The sequence below is a fragment of the Xanthomonas sp. A1809 genome (assembly GCF_017746015.1).
Taxonomy (GTDB): domain Bacteria; phylum Pseudomonadota; class Gammaproteobacteria; order Xanthomonadales; family Xanthomonadaceae; genus Xanthomonas; species Xanthomonas euvesicatoria.
In genome coordinates this window covers 415652-440781 of record NZ_JAGHWZ010000004.1, presented here as the reverse complement: position 1 = coordinate 440781, position 25130 = coordinate 415652, and the positions used below count along the sequence as shown (strand labels likewise).

Sequence of the window (25130 nt, the reverse complement as noted above, 5' to 3'; positions counted from 1 at the left end):
ATAACGCCCATCCTGCACACGGCGCGGGCACAGCGCCAGGCAGCAGCGTGCGTCGCCCATGCAAGCCGCCGCAGCGCGCATCGTTACAATAGCGGTTTGTCCGGGACCCGCCACCGCCATGCAAGACGCCATCCTTCAAGCCCTGCGCCGCAATGCGGCCGACGATGCGGTGGCGCTGGCCCGCGAGTGGGTCACCAACGCGCCCGATCATGCCGGCGCCCACCGCTGGCTGGCGCTTGCGCTGCAGCAGCAAGGGCAGCCGGTGCTGGCACTGGACAGCATCGATACCGCGCTGACGCTGACGCCCGAAGATGCCGACCTGCACCTGCTGCGCGCCGGCGCATTGCTGGCCACGCGCGATCTGTCCGCCGCCGATGCCGCGCTGTCGCGCAGTACCGCGCTGGATCCCAACCAGTTCAACGCCTACGTGATACAGGCGCATCTGGCGGTGGCACGCGGCGATCTGGACGAGGCCGAGCGGCTGAGCCGCACCGCTGCGCGCCTGGCGCCGGAACACCCGCAATTGCTGGCGGTCGATGGCGTGGTGGAAATGCGCCGCGGCCACAGCGACCGCGCGCTGGCGCTGTTGACCCGCGCTGCCGAGCAGCTGCCCGACGATGCCCGCGTGCTGTTTTCGCTGGGTTTTGCGTATCTGCAGAAGGAGCATTTTGCGTTCGCCGAGCGCGCCTTCGAGCGCGTGATCGAGCTCAATCCGCCGGGCACTGCGCTGCGCGCCTTCATTGCGCAACTGGCCCAACGCCAGGGCCGCCTGGACGATGCACTGGCGGCGATGCAGGGCGTGCTCGAGCAGCCCGGCGGCGATCTGCCGGCCATGCGCCGGCTGGCCGGCGAGATGGAGCTGCAGGCCGGTCGTCCCGATCAGGCCGCCGCGCACCTGCGCCTGGCACTGGCGCACTGGCCGGCCGACCGCCGCACGTTGCACGCGCTGCTCACCGCCTGGGAGCGGCTGGGCGCGGTGGACGATGCGCGCGACACCCTGGATGCGGCACTGGCCACCTCGGCCACGGCGCACGACCTGTGGCTGGCGCGCCTGGCCGTGGAGCCGGTCGGTGGGCCGCAGGCGCAGGCGGTGATCGAGCGCTGGCTGCTGGCCATGCCCGAACACCTGCCGGCGCTGGAAGCGCTGATGCGCGTGCACGACATGCAGGGCCAGGCCGACGAGGCGGAAATGGTGGCGCGCCAGATCGTGGCGGTGGAGCCGGGCCGCATCAGCGGCGAGCAGCGCATCGTCGAAGCCTTGCTGCAACGCGACCCGCCGGCGGCGATCGCCTGCGTCGAATCGTTGATCGAGTCGCTGCCTGCACCGCAGCAGACCGTGCTGCGGCCATGGTTGGGCAATGTGCAGGACCGCGCCGGCCAGCCCGATGCCGCCGTGGGTACCTGGATGCAGTTCCACCGCGAACAGGCCCAGCATCGGTTGCCGCTGCCGCCGCAGGCAGCCAAGCAGCCGACGCAGTGGCCTGCGCTGGGCAGCATTCCCGACACGGTCACCGCACGCCCGCTGTTCGTGTGGGGCACGCCCGGCTCGCATGTCGAACGCCTGGTCGCGGTGATGGGCGCGGCCACCCCACTGGTGCGTGGCGACCGCTATGGCACCACGCCGCCATCGGATGCGCTGCAGAGCTACCGCACCCTCGAACAGTTGGCCTCTGGCGAATTGGCACCGACGGCGCTGGTGGAAGGCTGGAAGGCGCAACTGCCGCGCCGCGGCATCGACGATGGCAATGTCATCGACTGGTTGCTGTGGTGGGACAACACCTTGCTGACCGCGCTGCGCCCGCATCTGCCCGAGGGCCGGCTGGCGATCGCGTTGCGCGACCCGCGCGACATGTTGCTGGACTGGCTCTCGGCCGGGGCGTCGGCGCCGCTGGCACTGCAATCGCCGCAGCAGGCCACCGACTGGTTGCTGATCGCGCTGGAACAGCTGGCCACGCTGCACGAGCGCGACCTGTACCCCCACCGCATCATCCGGCTGGACGGGATCGAAAACGACCCGCAGGGTATTTCGACGGCCCTGGAGCAGGCGTTCGGGCTGAGCTTCCCGCTGGTCGAACCGCGTGGCCCGGCACGGTTGGCCTCCGGCCGCTGGCGCGATTACCGCGGCGTGCTCGGCGCGCAGTTCGATCTGCTCACCCTGATCGCGGTGCGCTTCGGCTACCCGCAGGACTGAGGCGCCATCAACGCGGTCGCGCCTACGGCAGTTGGGCGTGGCCGCAGTCGCTTCGTCGCATCGTGTGCAGGCGCGGTACGTACGCGGCGGTAAACCCGGCCGAGCGCATCAGAAGGTTCCATCGCGACGTCTTCCGCTGTGGCGCGGACCCAGGCACCCTGATCCGTATCGCTTCCCTCGGAGACCCGCCATGCGTCTGACCAGCAACAGCATCGAAAACGGCAAGCCCATCGCGGTGGAATTTGCCGCCGGCACGCCGGAGGGCTTTGCGCCCAACCGCAATCCGCACCTGGCCTGGAGCGAGGTGCCGGCCGGTACACAGTCGTTTGCGCTGCTGTGCCTGGACCCGGACGTGCCGACCGTGCCCGACACCGTCGGCCGTGACGACCTGCAGATTCCCGTCGAGCAGCCACGCACCGATTTCGTGCATTGGGCCATGGCCGATATCCCCGCCGATGTGCATGAGATTGCGGCGGGCAGCTGCAGCGACGGCTTCGTGGTCAAGGGCAAGCAGCAGCCAGCCGGCCCGGCCGGTGCCCGGCAGGGCCTGAATTCCTACACCCAGTGGTTCGCCGGCAATGCCGACATGGCCGGCCACTACCGTGGCTACGACGGCCCGTACCCGCCGTTCAACGACCTGCGCGTGCACCGGTATTTCTTCCGCGTGTTCGCGCTGGACGTGGCCAAACTCAGCCTGCCCGACAGCTTTACCGCCGCCGATGTGCTGTCGGCGATGCAGGGGCATGTGCTGGCCGAAGCGGCGTTGCACGGCACCTACACGCTGAACCCGTCGCTGCGCTGAGTGATCGCGCCGATGGCGTCGATCGCCCATCCCCTGACGCCAGCCACGTCCGGCCGGCGTCGCAGCACAGGTAATCCCCTTGAAAGCATTCCAGATTGGCAATCAAACCGGCCTTGACAGCCTGGTCGCGGTCCAGATGCCTGAGCCGGTCGCAGGGCCAGGTGAGGTCATCGTCGCTCCGCGGCTGGTCGGCCTGATCAACCGCGACCTGCAGATCCTGAAAGGCACCTACGGTGGCAAGCTTGCGCCCACGCGCGTTCCGGTTGCCGAGGGCGTGGGCATCGTGACCTCCGTCGGTGCTGGTGTCAGCCAGGTCGCGCCAGGCGACCGTGTCGTCAGCGGGCACTTTCCCACCTGGCTGGAGGGCAGGTTCGATGCCGAGATGTTCGCCCACGACCTGGGCGTGACCCACGACGGCTGGCTGGCCGAAAAGGTGTCGCTGCCTGCCAGTGCCCTGATCAAGGTGCCTGCGTCGCTGGAGGACGAGGATGTCGCGGCGCTGGCATCGGCCGCGGTGACCGCCTGGAACGCCCTGGTGGACGTGGCCAGGATCAAGGCCGGCGACCTGGTGCTGTGTCTGGGAACCGGTGGCGTCTCGATGGCCGCGCTCCAGCTGGCCAAGCTGCACGGGGCCCGCGTCGCCATCACCTCGTCCAGCGACGACAAGCTCGAGCTCGCACGCCGCCTGGGCGCCGACATCACCGTCAACTACCGCACCCACCCCGACTGGGCCGAGGCAGTCGTGCAGCTGTCCGGCGGTGGCGCGGACGTGATCATCGAGACCGGCGGGCAGGACACCTTGGGGCAGTCGATCAAGGCGGCGGCGGCGAACGCGACCATCGTGGTGATCGGCGTCACCCCCGGGGCGTCTTCGCCCATTCCCGATTACGTGGCGTTGATCCGCAAGAACGTGACCATTCGCGGGATCGCCAACGGCAGCCGGGCGATGTTCGTGGACCTGCTGCGGGCGATCGAGCAGCACCGCATCAAGACCCTGCACAGCAAGACGTTCCGGTTCGATGAGGCGCCCCAGGCCTTGGACTATTTCGCCAAGGCGCAACACGTGGGCAAGGTGCTCATCCAGTTGTGATGCGGGGCGGCGGCGCAGCGTGCCATGCCGTTGCCGGACCCCTACTGCGGCTGCGCTAGCCGCCGGCTTCGATCATCTGGTCGAGCACGTAGACCGGTTTGGCGTCAGGCGCGCTGACGGCCGGGTAGCGGGTCACGCGCAGCAGCGTGCGGATGCCCTCTTCATGGTCGAAACCCTCGATCGTGCCATCGTAGGGCTGCCACGACGTGGCGGCCTCTGTCGCGGCGGCCGCGCCCGGCTCGTGCTCGCGCACTTCCAGGCAGCGGCGCGCAGGGTCCAAAACGCAGGGCACGGTCTCTGCGGCCACCTCGATCAACAGCGTCTGCCCCGGCCCACCATACCGGGTGTCCGCGGTGGGCGTACCGCCGAAGATCAGCACGGTGCCGTCGCTGCGGGTCAGGGTCAGGCCAGGCACGGCTGCCGCGTTGTCCATGACCACTGCAAAGCGCCCGGACAACAGGTCGCTGGCCGCGCGTTCCTGCGCCATCCGGCGTGCATCGGCGCACATCCGCTTGCTCGAGACCACCCGGCCAATCTGCACGTGCGCCTGGGCCACGCTGTAGTTGGCGCCCAGCGCGTTGCAGGTCTGGCTGACCTGGATGCGCTGATCGTCGAAGTCCAGTTGCACTGGCGACACGCCGTCGACGAACAGACTGCGCAAGGCCGTGCCATGCGCATCGCTGGCCTGCTGCAAGTGCCAGTGCTGCGCACGCAGGGCAGCGCGCAACGGGACATTGTCCGTGTCGGGGGGAGCGGTGACCGGTGCCCGCGCAGCAGCGTGGCCGGAGCCGGGTGGGTCCGGCGATGCACCCGACCCGCAGGACGTCACGCCCGCCGCCAGCAATGCAGGGGCGAAGAACACGGCACGCATGCGCAGCTCCCGGTGGTCGATGCGTCAGTGATACCGCCAGCGTGCGCCCGGGGCAATGACCGGCGTCACGACGTGGACGCATCAGAGCCGCCAACCAAGCGACTGCGTCCGATATCCGGCGGGGCGGCGGTTGCCCGCAATCGGCTGGCAGCGCGCGGACGCGGCAGTGCCCAGCGCGTTTGTGTGCGCCCGGCCTGCACGTCGCAGCCATCACGACGTGCAGGCCGGGGCGGTGGAATGTCAGCCCGCCGCCGCCGGCAGCCACAGCAGCAGGGCGGCGCCCAGCAGCATGCGATACACCGCAAACACCGTGAAACGGTGCTTCTTGATATAGCCCAGCAGCCACTTCACCACCACAAAGCCGGTGATGGTCGCCGCCACGAAGGCCACCGCCACGTCGGTCCAGTTTTCGGTGCCGAAACCGCCTTCCTTGTACATCTCCAGCAGCGCGTAGCCGCTGGCCGCAAACATGGTCGGAATGCCCACCATGAACACGAAATCCGCCGCTGCCGAGCGCTTGCTCAGGCCCAGCAGCATCGCGATGAAGATCGTCGAGGCCGAGCGCGACGTACCGGGAAAAACACCGGCCACGACCTGCGCCAGGCCTACGGCGATGGCTACCTTCCAGGTCACCACATCGCGCTCGGGCAGCTTGCCGGCGAAGTGTTCGGCCACCAGCATCCATACCCCGCCGATCAGCAACGCCCAGGCGACCGGTTGGAGCGTTTCGGGCAATTGCCAGCCGGCCTTGCGCACGATCAGCCCGACCACCGCGGTGACCAGGAAGGCCACGCCGACCTTGAGCACGTAGTCGCGGTTGGCGCGCTCGCCCAGGCCGGTGGCCAGGCTCCACAGGCGCTGCCGCAGCGCCAGGCAGATGGCCAGGATCGCGCCGGCCTGGATGACGATATTGAAGAAGTCAGAACGGCGTCCGAGCCATTGTTCGGCGATCAACAGGTGGCCGGTGCTGGAGATCGGCAGGAATTCGGTGAGGCCTTCGAGAATGCCCAACAACAGGGCGGAAATCAGATCGGACATCGGACTGGGCAGGGGTGAGGGAGGCGCCAGGATAGTGCATTGCGGCATGCACCATATCGGTGCGTTCTAATTTGCGCTTTGCACTTTCATGGTGCGATGCCGGTGGTACAGTTGCGAGCGATGTAAGCAAAATCAAGGGCTTGTGAAGCGCACAGGCTTGGCACGATCCCTGCTGTACTACCGCCCACGAGCCACTTAACTCCTGCCTGAGGTTTCTTCCGATGTCCGTGGAAAATGTTGAAAAGCTGATCAAGGACAACAAGGTCGAGTTCGTCGACCTGCGCTTCGTCGATATGCGTGGTGTACAGCAGCACATCACCTTTCCGGTCAATATCATCGAGCCGGCGCTGTTTGAAGAAGGTAAGATGTTCGACGGCAGTTCGATCGCGGGCTGGAAGGGCATCAACGAGTCGGACATGGTGTTGCTGCCGGACGCGGGCACCGCGTATCTGGATCCGTTCTTCGCCGATCCGACCATCGTGCTGACCTGCGACATCCTCGACCCGGCCACCATGCAGAGCTATGAGCGCGACCCGCGCGGCATCGCCAAGCGCGCCGAGGCCTACCTGAAGTCCTCCGGCACCGCAGACCAGGCGTTCTTCGGCCCGGAGCCGGAATTCTTCATCTTCGATTCGGTGCGCTTTGCCAACGACATGGGCCACACCTTCTTCCAGGTGGGTTCGGAAGAGGCGGCCTGGAACACCGGCGAAAAGTACGACGGCGGCAACAGCGGTTACCGCCCGGGCGTGAAGGGCGGCTACTTCCCGGTTCCGCCGACCGACAGCCTGCACGACCTGCGCGCCGAAATGATCAAGACGCTGGAACAGGTCGGCATCGAAACCGAGGTGCACCACCACGAAGTGGCCACCGCCGGCCAGTGCGAGATCGGCACCAAGTTCAGCTCGCTGGTGCAGAAGGCCGACGAACTGCTGACGATGAAGTACATCATCAAGAACGTCGCCTACCGCAACGGCAAGACCGCCACCTTCATGCCCAAGCCCATCGTGGGCGACAACGGCTCGGGCATGCACGTGCACCAGTCGCTGGCCAAGGGCGGCGTCAACCTGTTCACCGGCGACGGCTACGGCGGCCTGTCGCAGCTGGCGCTGTGGTACATCGGCGGCATCTTCAAGCATGCCCGCGCGATCAACGCCTTCGCCAACTCTGGCACCAACAGCTACAAGCGCCTGGTTCCGGGCTTCGAGGCGCCGGTGATGCTGGCCTATTCGGCGCGTAACCGTTCGGCCTCGTGCCGCATTCCGTGGGTCACCAACCCGAAGGCGCGCCGCATCGAAATGCGCTTCCCCGATCCGTTGCAGTCCGGCTACCTGACCTTCACCGCGCTGATGATGGCCGGGCTGGACGGCATCAAGAACCAGATCGACCCGGGCGCCCCGAGCGACAAGGACCTGTACGACCTGCCGCCGGAAGAAGAGAAGCTGATCCCGCAGGTGTGCTCCAGCCTGGACCAGGCCCTGGAAGCGCTGGACAAGGACCGCGAGTTCCTCAAGGCCGGCGGCGTGATGAGCGACGACTTCATCGACGGCTATATCGCGCTGAAGATGCAGGAAGTCACCAAGTTCCGTGCTGCGACCCACCCGTTGGAGTACCAGCTGTACTACGGCAACTGAGTTCCACCGCGGTGATGGCGGAGGCCCCCCTCCCACCTCCGCCATCGCCGCACATGTTCGATCGATCCAGGGCTCCGGCCGTGGATCGCAGGGGTAACGAGAGAGCACATCGTTCGCGGCGCGCGGGCCTGACCTCTCCCACGAGGCGGATGCATGGCATCTGCTGGGGTCCGCGCAATCGCGAACGATCGGATGCCGGGGTGGCATCCAGGTGACTGACACCGCCGGGCGGCGCAATGCCGGCCGGTTCTTTCCTCCATTCGGGGTATGCGCATGAAATTGATCACCGCCATCATCCGGCCGTTCAAGCTCGACGAGGTCCGCGAGGCCTTGTCTGCAGCAGGCGTGTCGGGCATCACCGTGACCGAGGTCAAGGGCTTCGGGCGCCAGAAAGGCCACACCGAGCTGTACCGCGGCGCCGAGTACGTCGTCGACTTCCTGCCCAAGATCAAGATCGAAACGGTGGTCACCGACGACCGTCTGGACGCGGTGGTCGAAGCGATCCAGAACGCCGCCGGCACCGGCAAGATCGGCGACGGCAAGATCTTCGTGACCGCGATCGAGCAGGTGGTGCGCATCCGCACCGGCGAGATCGGCGCCGATGCGCTCTGACCCCACCAGCCCCGGAGTTCGTATGAAGACAGCTCTTTTTGCCGGGTGGAAAGCCCGGTTCTACAGCGTGTGCATGCTGATGCTGTTCAGCGCGCTGATGGTGGGCGGCATGGGCAGCGCGCAGGCGCAGTCCGGTGCGCAGGTCACCCCGTTGCCGACCGAGCCGGTCACCACCGAACCGCTGCCGTCGGCGCAGCCGGCCGCCCCGCCGGCCGCCGCCGCCGAAGCCGCACCGGTGGTGGAAAAGGGCGATGTCGCCTGGATGCTGACCTCCACCTTGCTGGTGCTGCTGATGGTGGTGCCGGGCCTGGCGCTGTTCTACGGCGGCATGGTGCGCGCCAAGAACGTGCTGTCGGTGCTGATCCAGGTGGCGGTGGTGTTCTCGCTGCTGACCGTCCTGTGGGTGCTGTACGGCTATAGCCTGGCGTTCTCCGGCGAAGGCGCGTGGATCGGCAATCTGGACAAGGCGCTACTCAAGGGCGTCACCATCGAAACCCTGGCGGCGACCTTCACCAAGGGCGTGAGCCTGCCGGAATACGTGTTCGTCGCGTTCCAGGCGACCTTTGCCGGCATCACCGGTGCGCTGATCGTCGGCGCCTTCGCCGAACGCGCCAAGTTCGCTGCGGTGCTGCTGTTCTCGGTGATCTGGTTCACCTTCGGCTACCTGCCGCTAGCGCACATGGTCTGGGCCACCGGCGGGTACCTGTTCGGACTGGGCGCGCTGGATTTCGCCGGTGGCACGGTCGTGCATATCAATGCCGGTGTTGCCGGCCTGGTCGGCGCCTACTTCGTCGGCAAGCGTGCCGGGCTGGGGCGTGAGGCGATTAAGCCGCACAACGTGACCCTGACCTTCGTCGGCGCCTCGCTGCTGTGGGTGGGGTGGTTCGGCTTCAATGCCGGTTCCAACCTGGAAGCCAATGCCGGTGCGGCGCTGGCCTTCCTCAACACCTTGCTGGCTACCGCCGCCGCCATCCTGGGCTGGTCGCTGACCGAGAAGATCATCAAGGGCAAGTCGTCCGCCCTGGGCGTGGCCTCGGGCATGGTGGCCGGCCTGGTCGGCATCACTCCGGCTTGCGGCACCGTGGGTCCGTTCGGCGCGATCGTCATTGGTCTTGCCGCCGGCGTGCTGTGCGTCTGGGGCGTCACCGGCCTGAAGCGCCTGCTGGGCGCCGACGACAGCCTGGACGTGTTCGGCGTGCATGGCCTGGGCGGCATCATCGGTGCCATCCTCACCGGCGTGTTCTCGGCGGCCTCGCTTGGCGGCCAGAAGGGTGGCGATTACGACATCGTGCACCAAGTCGGTATCCAGGCCCTGGGCGTAGGCATCACCGTGGGCTGGATCGGCGTGGTGTCGGTGGTCGGGTTCCTGGTGGCCAAGCTGGTGTTCGGCCTGCGCGTCAGCGAAGAAGCCGAGCGCGAGGGCCTGGACATCACCTCCCACGGTGAAGCTGCGTACGAGTCCTGAGCATGCACACCCGCGGCCGCGCTGCCGCGGGTGGCGCCCTGACCCGGCCGGGACCGCCCAGCCGGGTCCGTTTTCCCCCGCCGCCCATTGGGCGCGGAACCACTGCCGAGGTGCCTGCATGACCAGCCCCACGCCCGTGACTGCCGGCGCGGATGCACGCTGGATCGGTGCGACCCGCCGCCGTCCGGCCTCCATGGTGTCTCCGTGCGCTTCGCTTTGCGCGACATCGATGCATGGCGCTGCGCTTTGCACTAAATTGGTGCAATGGTGACGTCCTCTTCCATGCCATCACTGGACAGCCTGGGCACACCGGTCGCCTGGGCCGACCGCGAGGGCCGCGTGCTGGGCGTCAACCCGGCGTTCGCGCGCTGGCTCGGGGTCAGTGCACGGCGGTTGGTCGAACAGCCCCTGGCCGCGCTGGAAGTGCAGGGCGACGCGTTGGCGCGCTTTCTGCTCAACGACGAACGTGACGTCTTGCGCCTGCACCGGCTGGCGCTGGGCCTGCCCAACGATGCGCCGCGTTTTGCCGAAGGCTGGCTGTCGCGGCTGGACGATGGCGGCTGGCTGCTGGAAACCCACCCGGTCGACGAATTTCCCGCGCTCGATCCCACCCACGCCCTGCCCAATGCCTTGAGCGCTGCGCTGAAAGGGTTGGCGCACGAGCTGCGTAACCCGCTGGCCGGGCTCAAGGGCGCCGCGCAGCTGCTGGCGCGCCGCGCGGCCGGGCGCGACGAAGACGAGCGCGAGCTGATCGAGCTGATCGGCACCGAGATCGAGCGCCTCAACACCCTGCTCGAACGGCTGCTCTCGCCCACCCCGGCGCGCCCGCACGACCGCCTCAACATCCATGTCGTGCTCGAACGCGTGCTACGCCTGGCCGAAGCTGAAGGCGGCTGGTCGGTGCAGGTGCAGCGCGACTACGACCCCAGCATTCCCGACATTCTGGGCGATGGCGACCGCCTGACCCAGGCGGTGTGGAACCTGGTGCGCAACGCCTTCCAGGCCGGCGCCACACGCGTGACGCTGCGCACCCGCGTGGAGCATGGCCAGCGCATCCGCGACCGCGTGCATGCGATGTCGCTGCGGCTGGAAATCATCGACGACGGCGGCGGCGTGCCGGAAGAACTGGCCGAGCACCTGTTTCTGCCACTGGTCAGTGGCCGTGCCGAAGGCAGCGGTCTGGGCCTGGCGCTGGCCCAGCAGGTTTCGCGCGAGCACCACGGCACGCTGACCTATCGCTCGCGTCCGGGCCATACCGTTTTCACCCTGCTGCTGCCCGAGCTGGCCGGCGATCACGACAAGGAGGAACCGCATGGCTGAGGCCGCCGCCGTATCCCATATCTGGGTGGTCGACGACGACCGGTCGGTCCGTTTCGTGCTGTCCACCGCCTTGCGCGATGCCGGCTATGCCGTAGACGGCTTCGACAGCGCCGCCGCCGCGCTGCAGGCGCTCGCCATGCGGCCCACGCCGGATTTGCTGTTCACCGACGTGCGCATGCCCGGCGAAGACGGCCTGACCCTGCTCGACAAACTCAAATCCAAACACCCGCACTTGCCGGTGATCGTGATGTCGGCCTATACCGACGTTGCCAGCACCGCCGGCGCCTTCCGCGGCGGCGCGCACGAGTTCCTGTCCAAGCCGTTCGACCTGGACGACGCGGTGGCACTGGCCGCACGCGCGCTGCCGGACGCCGATGCCGGCGTCGAAGAAATCGTCGCCACGCGGCTGGCCGAGGGCTCGGCTTCGCTGATCGGCGACACGCCCGCGATGCAGGCCTTGTTCCGCGCGATCGGGCGCCTGGCGCAGGCGCCGCTGTCGGTGCTGATCAATGGCGAGACCGGTACCGGCAAGGAGCTGGTCGCGCGCGCGCTGCACAACGAATCGCCGCGCGCGCGCAAACCCTTCGTCGCGCTCAACACCGCCGCCATCCCGGCCGAACTGCTGGAAAGCGAATTGTTCGGCCACGAAACCGGCGCCTTTACCGGGGCGACCAAACGGCATATCGGCCGCTTCGAACAGGCCGATGGCGGCACGCTGTTTCTGGACGAAATCGGCGACATGCCGTTGCCGCTGCAGACCCGCCTGCTGCGCGTGTTGGCAGAGAACGAATTCTTCCGCGTCGGTGGGCGCGAATTGATCCGCGTCGATGTACGCGTGATTGCCGCCACCCACCAGGACCTGGAAGCGCTGGTCGAACAAGGCCGCTTCCGCGCCGATCTGCTGCACCGCCTGGATGTGGTGCGCCTGCAGTTGCCGCCACTGCGCGAACGGCGCGGCGACATCGCGCAACTGGCCGAAAATTTCCTGGCCATGGCCGGGCGCAAACTCGACATGCTGCCCAAGCGGCTCTCGTCGGCCGCGTTGGAAGACCTGCGCCAGTACGACTGGCCCGGCAACGTGCGCGAACTGGAAAACGTGTGCTGGCGCCTGGCGGCGCTGGCGACCTCGGACATCATCGACGTGGTCGACGTGGACGCCGCATTGGCGCGCGGCGGCCGGCGTCACCGCAGCGGCCGCAGCGACGGGCAGTGGGACGACATGCTTTCCAGCTGGGCCGCGCAACGCCTGAGCGAAGGTGCCCAGGGCCTGCACGCCGAAGCGCGCGAGCGCCTGGACAGGACCTTGCTCGAAGCGGCCCTGCAACTCACCCAGGGCCGTCGCGCCGAAGCTGCTGCCCGCCTGGGACTGGGCCGCAACACGGTCACCCGCAAACTCGGCCCGGGACGCAAACGCCGCTGATCTGGGGCCAACGCCCCTCGCCGATGGGGACGGGGTTGGGGCGAGGGTGCCTGTGCCGATGAAAGCGCGAGTGCCCGCGCACCTATCCAGCGATGCCTTGATCGAGCCGAGGCTGCCCGACAGTGCCCGCGGTAAGCATTGATCAGTGGTACGCCGCCGCATCCGGCGCTGTCGATGACGCCACCGCAACCCTGCCGTGCCGACGCCGTCGTCCGGGCAGTCACGCAGCGTGCCTGGCGCCTCGCACACCATCCGACAAGCCGACCGGGCATACCGACCCCGTACACTCCCGTGCCGCCAGCAGGCCCATTTCATGACACGTGAACATGCGCCCGCATAGGTTTCCAGCCTGATCAGGAGAACTGCTCGATGCGTTACCGGTCGCCCACGATCGTTGCCCTCACCGCGCTGGCGCTGGCCGCCTGCAGCAGCACGCCACCGCCGCCCAAGGCGCCTCCGCCGCCAGCGGCGCGGATCGTGCCTGCGCGCCCGGTGCAGCAAGCCGAGGCCGCGCTGGCTTCGGCCTCGGGCAGCCTGGTCAGCGGCCGGGTGGTGCTGGTGCCGGCGCTGCAGGGCATCCGCCTCACCGGCACCATCGGCGGCCTGCGTCCGGGCGGTGTGTCCGGATTCCATGTGCACGAACGCGGCGATTGCAGCGCGGCCGATGCCAGCAGCGCAGGCGCGCATTTCAACCCGGGTGGCGCGCCGCACGGGCGTGCCGGTGGCGGCGCGCATCATCTGGGCGACATGGACAATCTGCGTGCAGACGCCGAAGGCGTGGTGCATCTGGACATGATTCTGTCCGGCATCAGTCTGGGCGATGGCGCCCCGACCGACGTGGTCGGCAAGTCGCTGATCGTGCATGCCGACCCCGACGACTATCGCAGCCAGCCCAGCGGCAATGCCGGTGCGCGCCTGGCCTGCGGCGTCATTCGCGTCACCCAATGGGGCACGCCCCCTTCGCAGCCCTGAGTCGGGGCGTCAACGGCTGCAGTTGCGGCCTTTCTTCAGGAGTACTCCATGCGCATTGTTCCGACCACCTTGTTTCTGGCCACCGCCCTGGTGCTGACCGCGTGCAAGCGCGAGGAACCAGCGCCGGCCGAGCCGGCACCCGCACCGCAGGCCAGCACGCCGGCCGAAGCGGCGCACGGTGGCGAACACGCCGCCTCCATGGTCACCGAGGCGGCGGCCACCACCACCGCAACCGCCGAGCTCAAGCCGACCAAGGGCAATGACGTCAAAGGCACGGTGACGTTCAAGACCGTCGACGGTGCGCTGCGCGTCACCGGCCAGCTCAGCGGCCTCAAGCCCAATACCGAGCACGGCTTCCACATCCACGAAAAGGGCGATTGCAGCGCACCGGACGGCAGCAGCGCCGGCGGTCACTTCAACCCGTCCCAGTCCGATCACGGCAACGTCAGCACCGAGCCGCACCATGGTGGCGACATGCCCAACATCACCGCCGACGCGCAGGGTAACGCCAGCATCGACGGCCCGGTCTCCAGCAACGTCAACCTCGGCAAGGCCGACCAGTTCGATATCGCCGGCCACGCGGTGATCGTGCATGCCGACGCAGACGACTACAAAACCCAGCCCACCGGCAACGCGGGCGGCCGCCTGGCTTGCGGCGTGATCACCACCGACAACGCGCAGGCGGCGACCAAGTAAGCGCTCCGCGACCGTTGTCGATGCACGGCAACGGTTGAATACGACGACGTTGCGGGCGATGTCGGCCGACCCGCCGGTGGACATGCAGGCAGCGCTGCAGCTCACACACCAACGCCGCGGCGATAGCGCCGCGGCGTTTGCGTAGGCGCGAGTGCAGCGTCCAACCTTCGCTCCGATCACAATATGGCGCACACATGGGTGCATGCGCCTGGATGCGGCAGCTTGCCGATGCCGTAAGCGCGAGCCGTGCGCATCCAGCGCAGCGATTGTCGAACGAACGCCGCAAACGCCGTCTTCCACTGCCCCTGGCGATCACCCGGTGATGCGCTTGCCAGCGGTCATTGTGCGTAGGCAGACGCGGTGCTTGCCAAAGGCCGCTCGGGCCAGAGCCAATCGGGCACGCGAACAGTTCGCTTGGGGCAGTGCACGCTGTTCGAGGAGATCGAACCGGTGGCATCCAGCCCGCCAATCGCGCGACAACCTCAGGTGTTGATCGATCACTGCAAATGCGGCTCACCGCGCAGCGATCACTCAATAATTCGCCCACAACCCCGGTGTCGCCAATTCCAGCAGATGCGCATCGGGATCGCGGAAGTAAATGCTTTGCCCGCCGCCCGGCCATTGCGTACGGCCTTCGATGGCGACCCCGCAGGCATGCAGGTGATTTTCCCAGCCGGGCAGGGCATCGCTTGCGACCGCCAGTGCGAAATGCTGGCGCCCGTTGCCGTCATGCGGCGGAATCGTGCCGCCTGGCAGCATGACCGTCGCCGAGGTGCTGCCTTGCAGGAACAGCAACAAGACCTGCCCAGGCGCGATGGCGTAGGCGGCCATGCGCGTATCGCGGTGCATCGGTTGCAACCCCAGCACGCGCGCGTAGAAGGCGCATGCGCGCTCCAGGTCCGCAACATACACGCCGGTCTCCAGCACGCCCTGCAGCGCAGGGGGCAAGGCCGCCGGCGTCTGGCTCACGCCGCCAGCGCCTGCCGCGGATCCTGGCCCGGCTCGATATGCACGTACAGCACGGGCAGCCCATGCGCTTCCAGCACGGCGGCCATCTGCCGCTGGCGTGCCAGATAGTGCTCATAGACGCCGCGCAGGCGTTCGCAATCTTCGCGGTCGTGCGCGTAGTAATCGCACCAGCCTGCGGGATCGAACAAGGCGATACGCACTTCGCCATCGATGTAGCGCAACACCGGCTCGGGGGGCTGCTCCAGCCACTCTTCGGTGTGCGGCGCCAGCAGTGCGGCTTCGATCAGCGGCCACAGCGGCGCCAGGCCCTGATTGTCGTACTGCATCGACATCATCGCCGCCAGATCGTTGGCGGTGAGATACCGCGCATGCTCGATGCGGGCGCCGAAGCTTTCCTGCGCCAGCAACGCGGTATCGGCTTGCGCCATTCCCTGGGCCAGCAGCACTTCCTCCATGGCGTCGGCCACGCCGGCAACCGTGTGCGGGTCGCCCGACAGCAGGAACGGCAACACGCGCAACCCACCGCCGGCCAGTTGCGCATCGGCCTGGAACGGCAGCGGGATCTCGCCTTGCGCGTCGGCACCGAAGGCCAGCACCCGCGGGCCCTGGTCGCGCCCGGGTGCACGCGCCTGCAGCTCTTCCAGGCGCCGATGCAGCGGCCAGCCGGGCCGCAACACTTCGGACGGATCGAAATGCGCCAACGCCACGCTCAATTCCAGATCGCGGACTTCCGGGATCCATTGCGCCAGGTCGCGGCCGATGCGTTCGGCCAGCATGCCGGCCTGCGCCGGCGCCAAGGCGCCGCGCTCGGGGGCGCTTCCGCCGGTCAATTCCAGCGCCAGCACACCCATGGCGGTTACGCCGTGTTCGGTCTTGCTCATGATTCGCGGTTGGCCCATCACGGGGTCGAAGCTACACTGCGGCCATTATGCCTGCCGGCCCTGTGCAGGCCATGTCCCCGAGTCCTCCATGCCAGGTCAACCGATGCCCGCAGCCCGTCCCGTCGCCATTTTGGGCGGCGTTCGTATCCCGTTCTGTCGTCAGAACACCGCGTACGCGGATGTGGGCAACCTGGGCATGTCGGTGCGCACGCTGGGCGCGTTGGTCGAGCGCTTCGGGTTGCATGGGCAGCAATTGGGCGAAGTGGCGATGGGCGCGGTGATCAAGCATTCCGCGGACTGGAACCTGGCGCGCGAGGCGGCGCTGTCGTCGGGTCTGTCGCCGCTGACGCCGGGCATCACCCTGCAGCGCGCCTGCGGTACCAGCCTGGATTCGGTGATCACCATCGCCAACAAGATCGCGCTGGGGCAGATCGACTCGGGCATCGGCGGCGGCTCTGACACCACCTCCGAAGTGCCGATCGTGTACGGCAAGAAGTTGCGCGCACGGCTGCTGGCCGCCAACCGTGCCAAGGCCACCGGCGACAAGCTCAAGGCGCTGCTGCGCGGCTTCAAGCTGGCCGAGCTCAAGCCCGAGTTCCCCGGCGTGGCCGAGCCGCGCACCGGCAAGAGCATGGGCGACCACTGCGAGGACATGGCCAAGGAATGGAACATCTCGCGCGATTCGCAGGACGAATGGGCGGTGGCTTCGCACCATAAGCTGGCCGCTGCCTATGAGCGCGGTTTCTTCGACTCGCTGATCGCGCCGTTCCGCGGCGTCTCGCGGGACAACATCCTGCGCGCGGACACCTCGCTGGAAAAACTCGCCACGCTGCGCCCGGCCTTCGACAAGACCTCTGGCCGCGGCACGTTGACCGCGGCCAATTCCACCCCGCTCACCGATGGCGCCGCCGCGGTGCTGCTCTCCAGCGAAGCCTGGGCGCTGGCGCATGGCCACACGCCGATGGCCTACCTGCGCGATGCACAGGTGGCGGCAGTCGACTTCGTGCATGGCGAAGGCCTGCTGATGGCGCCCACCATCGCGGTGCCGCAGATGCTGGCGCGTCAGGGCCTGACCCTGCAGGATTTCGACATCTACGAAATCCACGAGGCCTTCGCCGCGCAGGTGCTGTGCACGTTGCGTGCCTGGGAGAGCGAGGATTACTGCCGCAATCGCCTCGGGCTGGATGCGCCGCTGGGACGCATCGACCCGGACAAGATCAATCCGCTGGGCTCGTCGCTGGCCACCGGCCATCCGTTCGCCGCCACTGGCGCACGCGTGGTGGCCACGGCCGCCAAACAGCTGGAAGAGCGCGGCGGCGGCCGTGCATTGATTTCGATCTGCACCGCCGGCGGCATGGGCGTGGTGGCGATCGTCGAGCGCTGATGCCGTGGTGCGGTACGGGATTGCGCATTCGGGATTGGGGATTTGCAGAAGCGGCAGTTGAATTCTGCCGTTGCGGGTCCGCCATCCTTAATTCCATCGCTGTATGGCTAACAATGCGACGTCAGCTTCTTCGATGAAGTAGATGGCCGCTTGGCGCGCATTGGCCCCGTTCGCGGGAGTGCAATGCGGCGGTAAGCACATCGCATACCGCCGCTGTCCCGACTACAGAATGCGATCGTCCGCTGCGTGCGGATCGACTGGCGCCGGGTCGTGCGTGGTGACGATCGGCCCGCGCAACGACTGCTGTGGCATGACGTCGCGTACCGGTTCGCCGCGTGCGGCGCGCAAGGCATTGGCGTAGCAATGCTGTGCCGACAGCAGGTCGCCGGAGGCGGCAAACCCGTGTCCCAGCTCTTCCCAGGCCTCGCTGCCGGCGCCGCTTGCGATGGCGCGATGCAGGAATTCCTCGGCCTGCGACCACTGCTGTTGATGACGCGCGAGCCGCGCCAGTGTCAGCAACAGCCCTGGGCTGTCGGGATATTGGGTCAGCCAGCGCTGCGCGCTGGCGCGGCGCGAATCGTATTTTTCCAGCGGCAGCACGCCGTACAGGCGTACCAGCGATTCGTCCCATTGCGCGTCCAGCGCCTGCTCCAGGCTGTGCACGGCGGCATCGTCCCAATGCAGCACGGCCGCACGTTGCGCGTAGGCGCCAACCACTGCCGGAGTGGTGCGTAATGTCTTGGGCAATGCTTCCCAGCGCTCGGCCAGTGCATTGGCGTCGCTGGCCTGCAACAGGGTCTGCTCGGCCAGCGTCGCTTCCAGCGTGCTGTAGGCATCGGGCGCCAAGACCGCCTGCTGACGCAGGGCACCGAGCTGGCCATAGGCTTCGTCGGCGCGACCGATCTGCGCCAGGGCGTGGGTGCGCAACAGCAGGCCGCGTGCCGGCAACGGCTGCGCGTTGGCGCTATCCAGTGCATTGATCGCATCGACCGGGCGCTGGCGCGCCAGGTGCCGCTCGCCCTGCAACAGCGCATAGCCTGTCGGGTCGCGCTCGGCCAGTTGCTTTGCCAGTACCGTGGCCGCCGCCTCGTCGCCGCGCGCATCGGCCACGCGCACCGCGCTGGCCAGGGCAATGCCGCTGACCTCATCGTCTTCGCTGGCACTGACCAGCAGCCGCTCGGCGCGCTGCCATTGGCCATGATCGGCAGCGCGCAGGCCTTCGATCAAACGCGCACGGCCCTTGTTGCGGCGGTACTTGCCCCACACGCGGAACGGCAGGCTGATCAACGTCCAGAGCAGCCACAGCACCAGCAATGCGATCAGCAGGATCAGCACCGCCTGCGGCATCGCGGCGTGATAGTCGTTGCCCCCCACACTGACAACGACGTTGCCCAGGTCGTAACTGTTCTGATGCGACAGCCACTGTGCGCCAAGCACGCCCAGCGCCACGGCAATCAGCAGGATCAAGACGGTACGCAACACTTTCATTGGGTGGATCTCCCTTCACGCATGGCCTGCAGTTGCAGCAGGGTGGTGCCCAGTTCCGGCAGGCGCGGACGCAGTGGCGCTTGTTGCAGGCTGCGCAAGCGTGCACGCAGCTGACGACGTTGCGGCGAATCCGGCCAGAGCCGGGTGGTCCAGGTCTCCACGCGGCGCAGCGATTGCGCAAAACCGGCGGCATCGCCACGTTCCGCGGCCGCGCGGGCCAGGCTGATTTCGATCTGCACTGCATCGCGCGCAGCACGCCGGTCGCCGCCGGTCAGCAAGGCGTCGCCGCGGCTGGGGCGGATGTCCACCAGCGGCGCCAGCGCCTTTTGCCACCACGGTTGCGCCGCGGCGCTGGCCTGTGCGGTCTGTTCCGGCAGGCGCTGCAACTCGGCGGCCAAGGTATCCAGATTCTTGCCCGCCTCCGCCTGCGGGCCAGCCCCCAGACGCTCCAGCGCATCGCGTTCCTGTACCAATGCCTGACGCAGATTGAGGTAACCGGGGTCGTCGATGCCGTTGAGTGCGCCGTTGGCCAGCGCATAGGCGCGCCGCGCGCCATCGGCATCGCCGGCGATACTCAGGCGCTGCTGGCCGAGCCGCAGCAGCAGCTCCACTTCATCCAGGCGCAGCGCCTGTGCGCCATGACGGTTGGGGTCGGCCAGCTTTTGCACGGTGTCTTCGAGCAACGCGCTGCGCTGACTCAAGCCCAGCATCTCGTCGCGCAGGACGCGGTTGGTGGCCGCCGCGTCCTGCAGACGTTCGTTGGCCAGGCGCTGATCGCGGCGCAGCGTCTCCAGCATCTGCTGGGTGCCGTCCCAGCGTTGCTGCTGCGCCTGCGCGGCCTGCAGCTGCGTTGCCTGATAGTTCTGCCACGCGCGCCAGCCCAGGAACAGCGCCACGCCAACGGCCGCCACGGCGACGACAAGCAGCAGCCATGCCAAGGGAAAGCGTCGCGCAGGAGCGGGCATTTCGGTCATTCGGACATCCTCGGGCAGTCACGACCGGCGCAGGCGCCGCAGTCATCGCACACAGCATGGCGTGCAGCGCCGGACGGCGGCAAGCTGTGCTTGAGTTCGCAGTTCAGCAAGGTCGTGGTGGTGTCATGATTGCCGCCTCAGCAGCAGCGGCGAGCTGCTGCGGCAACGGGCCTGCTGCGCGCATGCCATGCACGAAACCGGCTGCACGTGCGGCGTCGAGCATGCGATCGCTGGATGCCACTACCGGACGCTGTTGCCACGCAGCGACCAATTCGGCAGGCAGCTGTTGCAGAACCAGCGTCAGCGCTTCGGCGCTACTGAGCGCCAGCACGCTGCGCGGCAGTGCAAGCGACAACGCCTGGATGGACGAGGCGCGCAAGCGCAGCGGGACGCGTCGATAGACATCGGCACGCACGATGCGTGCACCGCGCTGCTGCAACGTGGGCGCCAGCATGCCGCGCCCGCCGGGGGCAGTGATCAGCCCGACGGCCTGTAGCGGTGCCTGCAGCAGCGGCAGCGCAAGCAGGCCTTCGCTGTCCATGCGCGCCGGCCGCACCACGCTGTCGATGCCGCAGGCGTGCAATGCGCGCGCAGTGCCGTCGCCCACGCTGACCCAGTGCGCCTGCGCCGGGCGCTGCAGCGGCGCCAGACGATGCGCTGCCTGCACCGCGGCCGGGCTGGTGAAAATCGCAATCGGCACTGCCAGCGCCTGCCGCAGCGCGTCTCGCGCCTGTGCGGTGTCATGGGTCTGCAGGCGCCATGGCGACAGCGCAAGTACCCGTCCGCCATGCCGCGCAACTGCCCGCCGCAACGGCGCATGTTCACCGCTGGGGCGCAGCGAGATCAGGGTCCAGGCAGCATCGGGATGGGCAAGGCCGGTCATGAGGCGATTATGCGAGAGCGTGGGCCACCTGCGGCCCACTGTCGCCGCATCCGGGGATGCCAGTACGAATCGATGGCGCAATGCCGGCAGCCGGAGCGATGATTCGGCTGCCTGACTGGCGCCCTTCGACTCGATCCGGAACCTATTGCAACCGCCGGGAATCCGGTCACGATCCTGGCCGACAACCGTGCTGGAGCGGCGAAGTGATCAAGTCCTACCTTATCAACATGCAGCGCAGCGGCGACCGGTTGCAGGCCATGTCGGCGCGCTTCGACGCGCTGGGCCTGCCGTTCGAGCGCATTGCTGCCATCGATGGCGCCACGTTGACGGACGAGCAGATCGCCGACTTCGTACGCGAGCGCCCGTTGGAAGGGTCGGGCGATGCCTTCAGCGCCGGCCCGCGCAAGTGGACGGCGTCCAACATCGGCTGCTTTCTCAGTCACCAGGCAGCGTGGCGCATTGCGGCCGCTTCCGACGACGCCTACACGGCGATTTTCGAAGACGACATGCATCTGTCCGATGCGCTGCCGGCGTTGCTGGGCAGCACCGATTGGCTACCGGGTGGCCGCAGCATCGTGCGGCTGGAGCCGTCCTACAACCGCATCAAACTCGATGCCAAGGTGGCGGATGTCGCCGGGCGCCAACTGCGCCTGGTGCGGCCATCGACGTATCAGCATTGCTGGCCGGTATGCGCCGGCGCGCTGATCATCAGCAGGGATGCGGCGCGATTGCTGCTGGCTGCGAAGGCGCGCTGGCACACTATGGCCGATATCTTTTTGTTCGGCTGGAACGAGTCGCCGGTGGCGCACCAGTTGTCCACCTATCAGCTCTCGCCGGCTGCGTGCATCCAGGACAAATTCTTCCATGCAGCTGCGGAAAACATCGTGTTTACCAGCACCATCGATGCGCCGCTGACGCACGCACAGAAGCAGCGCAGCACGCATTGGAAAGCCAAGGCCACCGCGCTGTTGCGGGTGGCGCAGGGCTATCGCAAGGTGGTCTTTGCGCCTTAGCGCGGCAAACAATCCGTCGCGCGCAGGCGTCGGTCGTGCCGGGCGGTTGCGCGGTCGTTGGCGGGCGGTTTGATGCATGGCGCGCTATCTGCAACGCCACCGGCAGGCATCGTGGCGGATACCGCGTGCTGACTGAGCGCGTGATCCGGGCTGGGCCAAGGCATCGAAAAGGTTGTTGCATGCGGCCAGCGCGATGCCGGCCCACACATCGCACGTGGCGATGACTGCATTCACCATGCGGTACCGCATGTCATGCAGGTGCACAAGACGCTCGCAGAACATTGCGGCATGATGCCGCCCTTCGCCGTCTTTCAGTCTTTGCCGATGACTCCTTCGTGCACGCTCGCATCCGCCCTGCAGTCGCTGCAGCAGCAGTTCATCGCCATGCCGCCGGTCCTGTCGATGGGCATTGCCGTGGACGGTCTGCACGATGGTGCGTTGCGCCTGCGGGCGCCGCTGCAGGCCAACGTCAACGACAAGGCCAATGCGTTCGGCGGCAGCCTGGCCTCGCTGATGACGCTGGCCAGCTGGGGGTGGCTGACCCTGCAGCTGCAATTGGCCGGGCACCACGCCGATGTCTACGTTGCAGACAGCCAGCTGCGCTATGTCGCGCCTGTGTACGAAGACCTGGTCGCCAATGCCGAGCCGTCCGAGTTGGGAAGCTGGGAGGCCTTTCTGGCGACGTTCCGGCAGCGTGGCAAGGCGCGCATCGGCATGCGCGCGCAGATCGCACTGGGCTCCGGTGCCGCCGCGGCCACGTTGAGCGGGCGCTTCGTGGCGTTTCCAAAACGGTAGGATGCCGGCTGGATCCGGGGGAATACGCATGCGTGCAGTCATTACAACGATCGTGCTGCTTGGGCTGGCACTGCTGAGCGGGGTGGCCAATGCCGGCAGCCGTGCCCAGGCGCGGGCGCTGGAAACCATCCAGGCCGCCTACACGGCCGCCGTGCGCTGGAACGATTTCGATGCCGCGCAGGGCTTCGTCGAGCCGGCCTATGCCCAGGCGCATCCGCTCAGCGACCTGGAACGTTCGCGCTACGAGCAGGTGCAGATTTCCGGCTACCGCGAGGTGCGCGTGGGCCAAGACCCCAATGGCGACCTGCGGCGCGAGGTCGAGTTGCGGGTGATCAACCGCAATACCCAGGCCGAACGGCTGGTGCGCAGCATCGAGATCTGGCGCTGGAATCCCGAGCAGAAGCGCTGGTGGCTGGCCAGCGGCCTGCCCGACCTGTGGAAGGGCCAGTAGCCTGGCCCCTGCGCGCCGGGCGTTGCGTGCGCCAGCTGTGCGACAATTCCCGCCCGCTCGACTGACCCTGACCCCGTGAATTTCGAAGAGCTGCAGGCCTTTGTCGGCCGCAACCCCATGTTGTCGCTGGCCCTGGTGGGCCTGACCATCGCCCTGATCGTCACCGAGGTCGCGCGCCTGTTCCGCGGCTATCGCGCGCTCAAGCCGGCCGAGCTGACCCGTCTGATCAACAGCGAAAATGCGCTGGTGATCGACCTGTCGCCCACTGCCGACTTCGAAAAAGGCCACATCGCCGGCAGCCGAAACGTGGCGCTGGCCAAGTTCGACCCGGCCGGCAAGCTATTGGCCAACGCCAAGGCCTCGCCGGTGGTGGTGGTGTGCCGCAGCGGCACCACCTCCGCCGGTGCAGCCAAGACGCTGAAGAAAGCTGGTTTCGAACAGGTGTACTGGCTCGAAGGCGGCGTCGCCGCCTGGCAGATGGCCGAGCTGCCACTGATCAAGGGCCGCTGATCCGCCTTGTGCGGCAACCGGCACGCCCCCATTGCTGGCGTGAGAGACTTGCGCTTTCACGTTCGCATCACTCAACGCTGCATCCACCGAACCGTTTCTGGAGTTAGGAATGTCCGACGAAATCCTCAACGGCGCCGCTGCGCCGGCCGACGCCGCTGCTGGTCCCGCCTTCACCATCGAAAAGATTTACGTCAAGGACGTGTCCTTCGAATCTCCGAACGCACCGGCCGTCTTCAATGACGCCAACCAGCCCGAGCTGCAGCTGAACCTCAACCAGAAGGTGCAGCGCCTCAACGACAACGCCTTCGAAGTGGTGTTGGCCGTGACCCTGACCTGCACCGCCGGTGGCAAGACGGCCTATGTGGCCGAAGTGCAGCAGGCCGGTGTGTTCGGCCTGGTCGGCCTGGACCCGCAGGCGATCGACGTGCTGCTCGGCACCCAGTGCCCCAACATCCTGTTCCCGTACGTGCGCACCCTGGTCAGCGACCTGATCCAGGCCGGCGGCTTCCCGCCGTTCTACCTGCAGCCGATCAATTTCGAAGCCCTGTACGCAGAAACCCTGCGTCAGCGTCAGAACGAAGGCACTTCGCTGGCCGATTCCGAGCCGGCTGGCAACGCCTAAGCGTTGATTGCGCCGATGAGCGATTGGACCCACAAGATCGCCGTTCTCGGCGCCGGCTCCTGGGGCACGGCCCTGGCCGCGCTGCTCGCCAGGCATGGTCATCCGACCGTGCTCTGGGGGCGCGATGCGGCGATGGTGGATACCATCGACCGCACCCACGAGAACGCGCGCTATCTGCCGGGCATTGCGCTGCCCGACAGTCTGCGTGCCACCACCGACCTGCAGGCGGCGGTGGCTGACGCCACCTGGATCCTGGTGGTGGTGCCCTCGCATGCGTTCACCGAGACCATCCGGCTGATCGCACCGCTGCGTCCGGCCGGTGCCGGCGTTGCCTGGGCGACCAAGGGCTTCGAACCCGGTTCCGGGCGGTTCCTGCATGAAGTGGCACGCGACATCCTCGGCCCCAGCGTTCCGCTGGCCGTGGTGACCGGGCCCTCCTTCGCCAAGGAAGTCACGCTCGGCCTGCCGACCGCCATCACCGTGCACGGCGACGATGCGGCGTTCGCACAAGTGGTGGCCGATGCGATGCACGGCCCCACTTTCCGCGCCTACACCGGCGACGACATGGTGGGCGCCGAGCTGGGCGGGGCGATGAAGAACGTGCTGGCGGTGGCCACCGGCGTGGCCGACGGCATGCAGCTTGGTCTCAATGCACGGGCCGGTCTGATCACGCGTGGCTTGAACGAAATGCTGCGTCTGGCGGCGGTGATCGGCGCACGTCCGGAGACCCTGATGGGCCTGGCCGGGTTGGGCGATCTGGTGCTTACCTGCACCGGCGATCTGTCGCGCAACCGGCGCCTGGGTCTGGCCCTGGGGCGCGGGCAGAGCTTGGACGATGCGATCCGCGAGATCGGCCAGGTGGTCGAATCGGTGCAGACGGCCGATGAGGTCATGCGTCAGGCCGAACACCACGGCATCGAACTGCCGATCTCCAATGCCGTGCGCGCGGTACTGCACGGTGAAATCACTCCGGAAGCAGGCCTGAAGGAACTGCTGGCACGCGAGCGCAAGCCAGAGTACCCGCAGACCTTGTTTACCTGAGAACAGCCGAC

The 25130-nt window shown here is 67.5% G+C and carries 24 protein-coding genes; 17 read left to right on the top strand and 7 right to left on the bottom strand.

Annotated features, from left to right (window positions below; genetic code table 11):
* The first annotated feature begins 118 nt into the window (after positions 1 to 118).
* The 3 genes from J7396_RS05865 (at position 119) to J7396_RS05855 (ending at position 4083) form a co-directional block, all read left to right on the top strand.
* A complete protein-coding gene (locus J7396_RS05865; protein ID WP_209261133.1) occupies positions 119 to 2191 on the top strand; it encodes a tetratricopeptide repeat protein in 2073 nt (690 codons plus the stop codon).
* 190 nt (positions 2192 to 2381) lie between these two features.
* Positions 2382 to 2993 carry a YbhB/YbcL family Raf kinase inhibitor-like protein gene (locus tag J7396_RS05860; RefSeq protein WP_057681300.1) on the top strand — a complete coding sequence of 204 codons (612 nt, stop codon included), beginning with the start codon at positions 2382 to 2384 and terminating at the stop codon, positions 2991 to 2993.
* 79 nt (positions 2994 to 3072) lie between these two features.
* Positions 3073 to 4083, top strand: a complete 1011-nt coding sequence (locus J7396_RS05855) for an NAD(P)-dependent alcohol dehydrogenase (protein ID WP_031420641.1) — start codon at positions 3073 to 3075, stop codon at positions 4081 to 4083.
* Positions 4084 to 4138: 55 nt separating this feature from the next.
* On the opposite strand, the gene J7396_RS05850 is transcribed toward J7396_RS05855, so the two are convergent.
* Together J7396_RS05850 and J7396_RS05845 are read right to left on the bottom strand one after the other, a co-directional pair.
* Positions 4139 to 4954 carry an META domain-containing protein gene (locus tag J7396_RS05850; RefSeq protein ID WP_031420643.1) on the bottom strand — a complete coding sequence of 272 codons (816 nt, stop codon included), beginning with the start codon at positions 4952 to 4954 and terminating at the stop codon, positions 4139 to 4141.
* A gap of 240 nt (positions 4955 to 5194) precedes the next feature.
* On the bottom strand, positions 5195 to 5992 hold the full coding sequence (locus J7396_RS05845) for an undecaprenyl-diphosphate phosphatase (RefSeq protein WP_007968085.1): 798 nt from the start codon (positions 5990 to 5992) through the stop codon (positions 5195 to 5197).
* 221 nt (positions 5993 to 6213) lie between these two features.
* Between J7396_RS05845 and glnA the strand changes: the two genes are divergently transcribed.
* The 7 genes from glnA (at position 6214) to J7396_RS05810 (ending at position 14108) form a co-directional block, all read left to right on the top strand.
* The gene (glnA, locus tag J7396_RS05840) at positions 6214 to 7623 is read left to right on the top strand and encodes a type I glutamate--ammonia ligase (protein ID WP_003488480.1); all 1410 of its coding nucleotides are present in this window, start codon (positions 6214 to 6216) and stop codon (positions 7621 to 7623) included.
* A gap of 273 nt (positions 7624 to 7896) precedes the next feature.
* Positions 7897 to 8235, top strand: coding sequence for a P-II family nitrogen regulator (locus J7396_RS05835; RefSeq protein WP_002808480.1), 339 nt, complete (start codon positions 7897 to 7899; stop codon positions 8233 to 8235).
* A 22-nt stretch (positions 8236 to 8257) separates the two neighbouring features.
* Positions 8258 to 9700 carry an ammonium transporter gene (locus J7396_RS05830; protein ID WP_029818235.1) on the top strand — a complete coding sequence of 481 codons (1443 nt, stop codon included), beginning with the start codon at positions 8258 to 8260 and terminating at the stop codon, positions 9698 to 9700.
* A gap of 264 nt (positions 9701 to 9964) precedes the next feature.
* The gene (locus tag J7396_RS05825; RefSeq protein WP_209261132.1) at positions 9965 to 11020 is read left to right on the top strand and encodes an ATP-binding protein; all 1056 of its coding nucleotides are present in this window, start codon (positions 9965 to 9967) and stop codon (positions 11018 to 11020) included.
* Complete coding sequence (gene ntrC / locus J7396_RS05820; RefSeq protein ID WP_008571547.1) at positions 11013 to 12440, top strand: nitrogen regulation protein NR(I); 1428 nt, start codon at positions 11013 to 11015, stop codon at positions 12438 to 12440. Before J7396_RS05825 ends, ntrC begins: the two co-directional genes overlap by 8 nt.
* Before the next feature lie 369 nt (positions 12441 to 12809).
* The gene (locus J7396_RS05815) at positions 12810 to 13412 is read left to right on the top strand and encodes a superoxide dismutase family protein (protein ID WP_011345922.1); all 603 of its coding nucleotides are present in this window, start codon (positions 12810 to 12812) and stop codon (positions 13410 to 13412) included.
* Positions 13413 to 13460: 48 nt separating this feature from the next.
* Complete coding sequence (locus tag J7396_RS05810) at positions 13461 to 14108, top strand: superoxide dismutase family protein (RefSeq protein ID WP_014088999.1); 648 nt, start codon at positions 13461 to 13463, stop codon at positions 14106 to 14108.
* Positions 14109 to 14639: 531 nt separating this feature from the next.
* Here J7396_RS05810 and J7396_RS05805 read toward each other — a convergent pair.
* Positions 14640 to 15077, bottom strand: coding sequence for a VOC family protein (locus J7396_RS05805; protein ID WP_014089000.1), 438 nt, complete (start codon positions 15075 to 15077; stop codon positions 14640 to 14642).
* Entirely contained in the window at positions 15074 to 15958 is an 885-nt protein-coding gene (locus tag J7396_RS05800) for a hypothetical protein (protein ID WP_039417480.1), read from the bottom strand. The genes J7396_RS05805 and J7396_RS05800 overlap by 4 nt, the downstream gene beginning before the upstream one ends.
* A gap of 88 nt (positions 15959 to 16046) precedes the next feature.
* Between J7396_RS05800 and J7396_RS05795 the strand changes: the two genes are divergently transcribed.
* Complete coding sequence (locus tag J7396_RS05795) at positions 16047 to 17342, top strand: acetyl-CoA C-acetyltransferase (protein ID WP_017156403.1); 1296 nt, start codon at positions 16047 to 16049, stop codon at positions 17340 to 17342.
* Positions 17343 to 17564: 222 nt separating this feature from the next.
* Here J7396_RS05795 and J7396_RS05790 read toward each other — a convergent pair whose 3' ends face one another.
* The 3 genes from J7396_RS05790 to J7396_RS05780 form a co-directional block, all read right to left on the bottom strand.
* Positions 17565 to 18830 carry a heme biosynthesis HemY N-terminal domain-containing protein gene (locus tag J7396_RS05790; protein WP_209261131.1) on the bottom strand — a complete coding sequence of 422 codons (1266 nt, stop codon included), beginning with the start codon at positions 18828 to 18830 and terminating at the stop codon, positions 17565 to 17567.
* Positions 18827 to 19804, bottom strand: a complete 978-nt coding sequence (locus tag J7396_RS05785) for a uroporphyrinogen-III C-methyltransferase (RefSeq protein WP_008572010.1) — start codon at positions 19802 to 19804, stop codon at positions 18827 to 18829. Before J7396_RS05785 ends, J7396_RS05790 begins: the two co-directional genes overlap by 4 nt.
* A gap of 103 nt (positions 19805 to 19907) precedes the next feature.
* Complete coding sequence (locus tag J7396_RS05780; protein WP_209261130.1) at positions 19908 to 20687, bottom strand: uroporphyrinogen-III synthase; 780 nt, start codon at positions 20685 to 20687, stop codon at positions 19908 to 19910.
* A gap of 203 nt (positions 20688 to 20890) precedes the next feature.
* On the opposite strand from J7396_RS05780, the gene J7396_RS05775 reads away from it, so the two are divergent.
* From J7396_RS05775 to J7396_RS05750, 6 genes are all read left to right on the top strand, one after another.
* Positions 20891 to 21700 carry a glycosyltransferase family 25 protein gene (locus J7396_RS05775; protein WP_209261129.1) on the top strand — a complete coding sequence of 270 codons (810 nt, stop codon included), beginning with the start codon at positions 20891 to 20893 and terminating at the stop codon, positions 21698 to 21700.
* A gap of 324 nt (positions 21701 to 22024) precedes the next feature.
* A complete protein-coding gene (locus tag J7396_RS05770; protein ID WP_017156408.1) occupies positions 22025 to 22495 on the top strand; it encodes a YiiD C-terminal domain-containing protein in 471 nt (156 codons plus the stop codon).
* A 28-nt stretch (positions 22496 to 22523) separates the two neighbouring features.
* A complete protein-coding gene (locus J7396_RS05765; RefSeq protein WP_011345931.1) occupies positions 22524 to 22946 on the top strand; it encodes a hypothetical protein in 423 nt (140 codons plus the stop codon).
* Between the two features lie 75 nt (positions 22947 to 23021).
* Entirely contained in the window at positions 23022 to 23456 is a 435-nt protein-coding gene (locus J7396_RS05760) for a rhodanese-like domain-containing protein (RefSeq protein ID WP_005912207.1), read from the top strand.
* A gap of 109 nt (positions 23457 to 23565) precedes the next feature.
* Complete coding sequence (secB, locus tag J7396_RS05755) at positions 23566 to 24078, top strand: protein-export chaperone SecB (protein ID WP_003488515.1); 513 nt, start codon at positions 23566 to 23568, stop codon at positions 24076 to 24078.
* Between the two features lie 15 nt (positions 24079 to 24093).
* Positions 24094 to 25119, top strand: a complete 1026-nt coding sequence (locus J7396_RS05750) for an NAD(P)H-dependent glycerol-3-phosphate dehydrogenase (RefSeq protein WP_008572015.1) — start codon at positions 24094 to 24096, stop codon at positions 25117 to 25119.
* Positions 25120 to 25130: the final 11 nt, after the last annotated feature.

Excerpts from the sequence above, each read along its gene's own strand:
- J7396_RS05860 (WP_057681300.1), top strand. The coding sequence starts at position 2,382 with ATGCGTCTGACCAGCAACAGCATCGAAAACGGCAAGCCCATCGCGGTG.
- J7396_RS05825 (WP_209261132.1), top strand. The coding sequence starts at position 9,965 with ATGGTGACGTCCTCTTCCATGCCATCACTGGACAGCCTGGGCACACCG.
- ntrC (WP_008571547.1), top strand. The coding sequence starts at position 11,013 with ATGGCTGAGGCCGCCGCCGTATCCCATATCTGGGTGGTCGACGACGAC.
- J7396_RS05800 (WP_039417480.1), bottom strand. The coding sequence starts at position 15,958 with ATGAGCAAGACCGAACACGGCGTAACCGCCATGGGTGTGCTGGCGCTG.
- J7396_RS05835 (WP_002808480.1), top strand. The coding sequence starts at position 7,897 with ATGAAATTGATCACCGCCATCATCCGGCCGTTCAAGCTCGACGAGGTC.
- J7396_RS05785 (WP_008572010.1), bottom strand. The coding sequence starts at position 19,804 with ATGACCGAAATGCCCGCTCCTGCGCGACGCTTTCCCTTGGCATGGCTG.
- J7396_RS05750 (WP_008572015.1), top strand. The coding sequence starts at position 24,094 with ATGAGCGATTGGACCCACAAGATCGCCGTTCTCGGCGCCGGCTCCTGG.
- J7396_RS05815 (WP_011345922.1), top strand. The coding sequence starts at position 12,810 with ATGCGTTACCGGTCGCCCACGATCGTTGCCCTCACCGCGCTGGCGCTG.
- J7396_RS05780 (WP_209261130.1), bottom strand. The coding sequence starts at position 20,687 with ATGACCGGCCTTGCCCATCCCGATGCTGCCTGGACCCTGATCTCGCTG.
- J7396_RS05765 (WP_011345931.1), top strand. The coding sequence starts at position 22,524 with ATGCGTGCAGTCATTACAACGATCGTGCTGCTTGGGCTGGCACTGCTG.
- J7396_RS05850 (WP_031420643.1), bottom strand. The coding sequence starts at position 4,954 with ATGCGTGCCGTGTTCTTCGCCCCTGCATTGCTGGCGGCGGGCGTGACG.
- J7396_RS05810 (WP_014088999.1), top strand. The coding sequence starts at position 13,461 with ATGCGCATTGTTCCGACCACCTTGTTTCTGGCCACCGCCCTGGTGCTG.
- J7396_RS05845 (WP_007968085.1), bottom strand. The coding sequence starts at position 5,992 with ATGTCCGATCTGATTTCCGCCCTGTTGTTGGGCATTCTCGAAGGCCTC.
- J7396_RS05830 (WP_029818235.1), top strand. The coding sequence starts at position 8,258 with ATGAAGACAGCTCTTTTTGCCGGGTGGAAAGCCCGGTTCTACAGCGTG.
- J7396_RS05770 (WP_017156408.1), top strand. The coding sequence starts at position 22,025 with ATGACTCCTTCGTGCACGCTCGCATCCGCCCTGCAGTCGCTGCAGCAG.
- J7396_RS05795 (WP_017156403.1), top strand. The coding sequence starts at position 16,047 with ATGCCAGGTCAACCGATGCCCGCAGCCCGTCCCGTCGCCATTTTGGGC.
- secB (WP_003488515.1), top strand. The coding sequence starts at position 23,566 with ATGTCCGACGAAATCCTCAACGGCGCCGCTGCGCCGGCCGACGCCGCT.
- J7396_RS05790 (WP_209261131.1), bottom strand. The coding sequence starts at position 18,830 with ATGAAAGTGTTGCGTACCGTCTTGATCCTGCTGATTGCCGTGGCGCTG.
- J7396_RS05865 (WP_209261133.1), top strand. The coding sequence starts at position 119 with ATGCAAGACGCCATCCTTCAAGCCCTGCGCCGCAATGCGGCCGACGAT.
- glnA (WP_003488480.1), top strand. The coding sequence starts at position 6,214 with ATGTCCGTGGAAAATGTTGAAAAGCTGATCAAGGACAACAAGGTCGAG.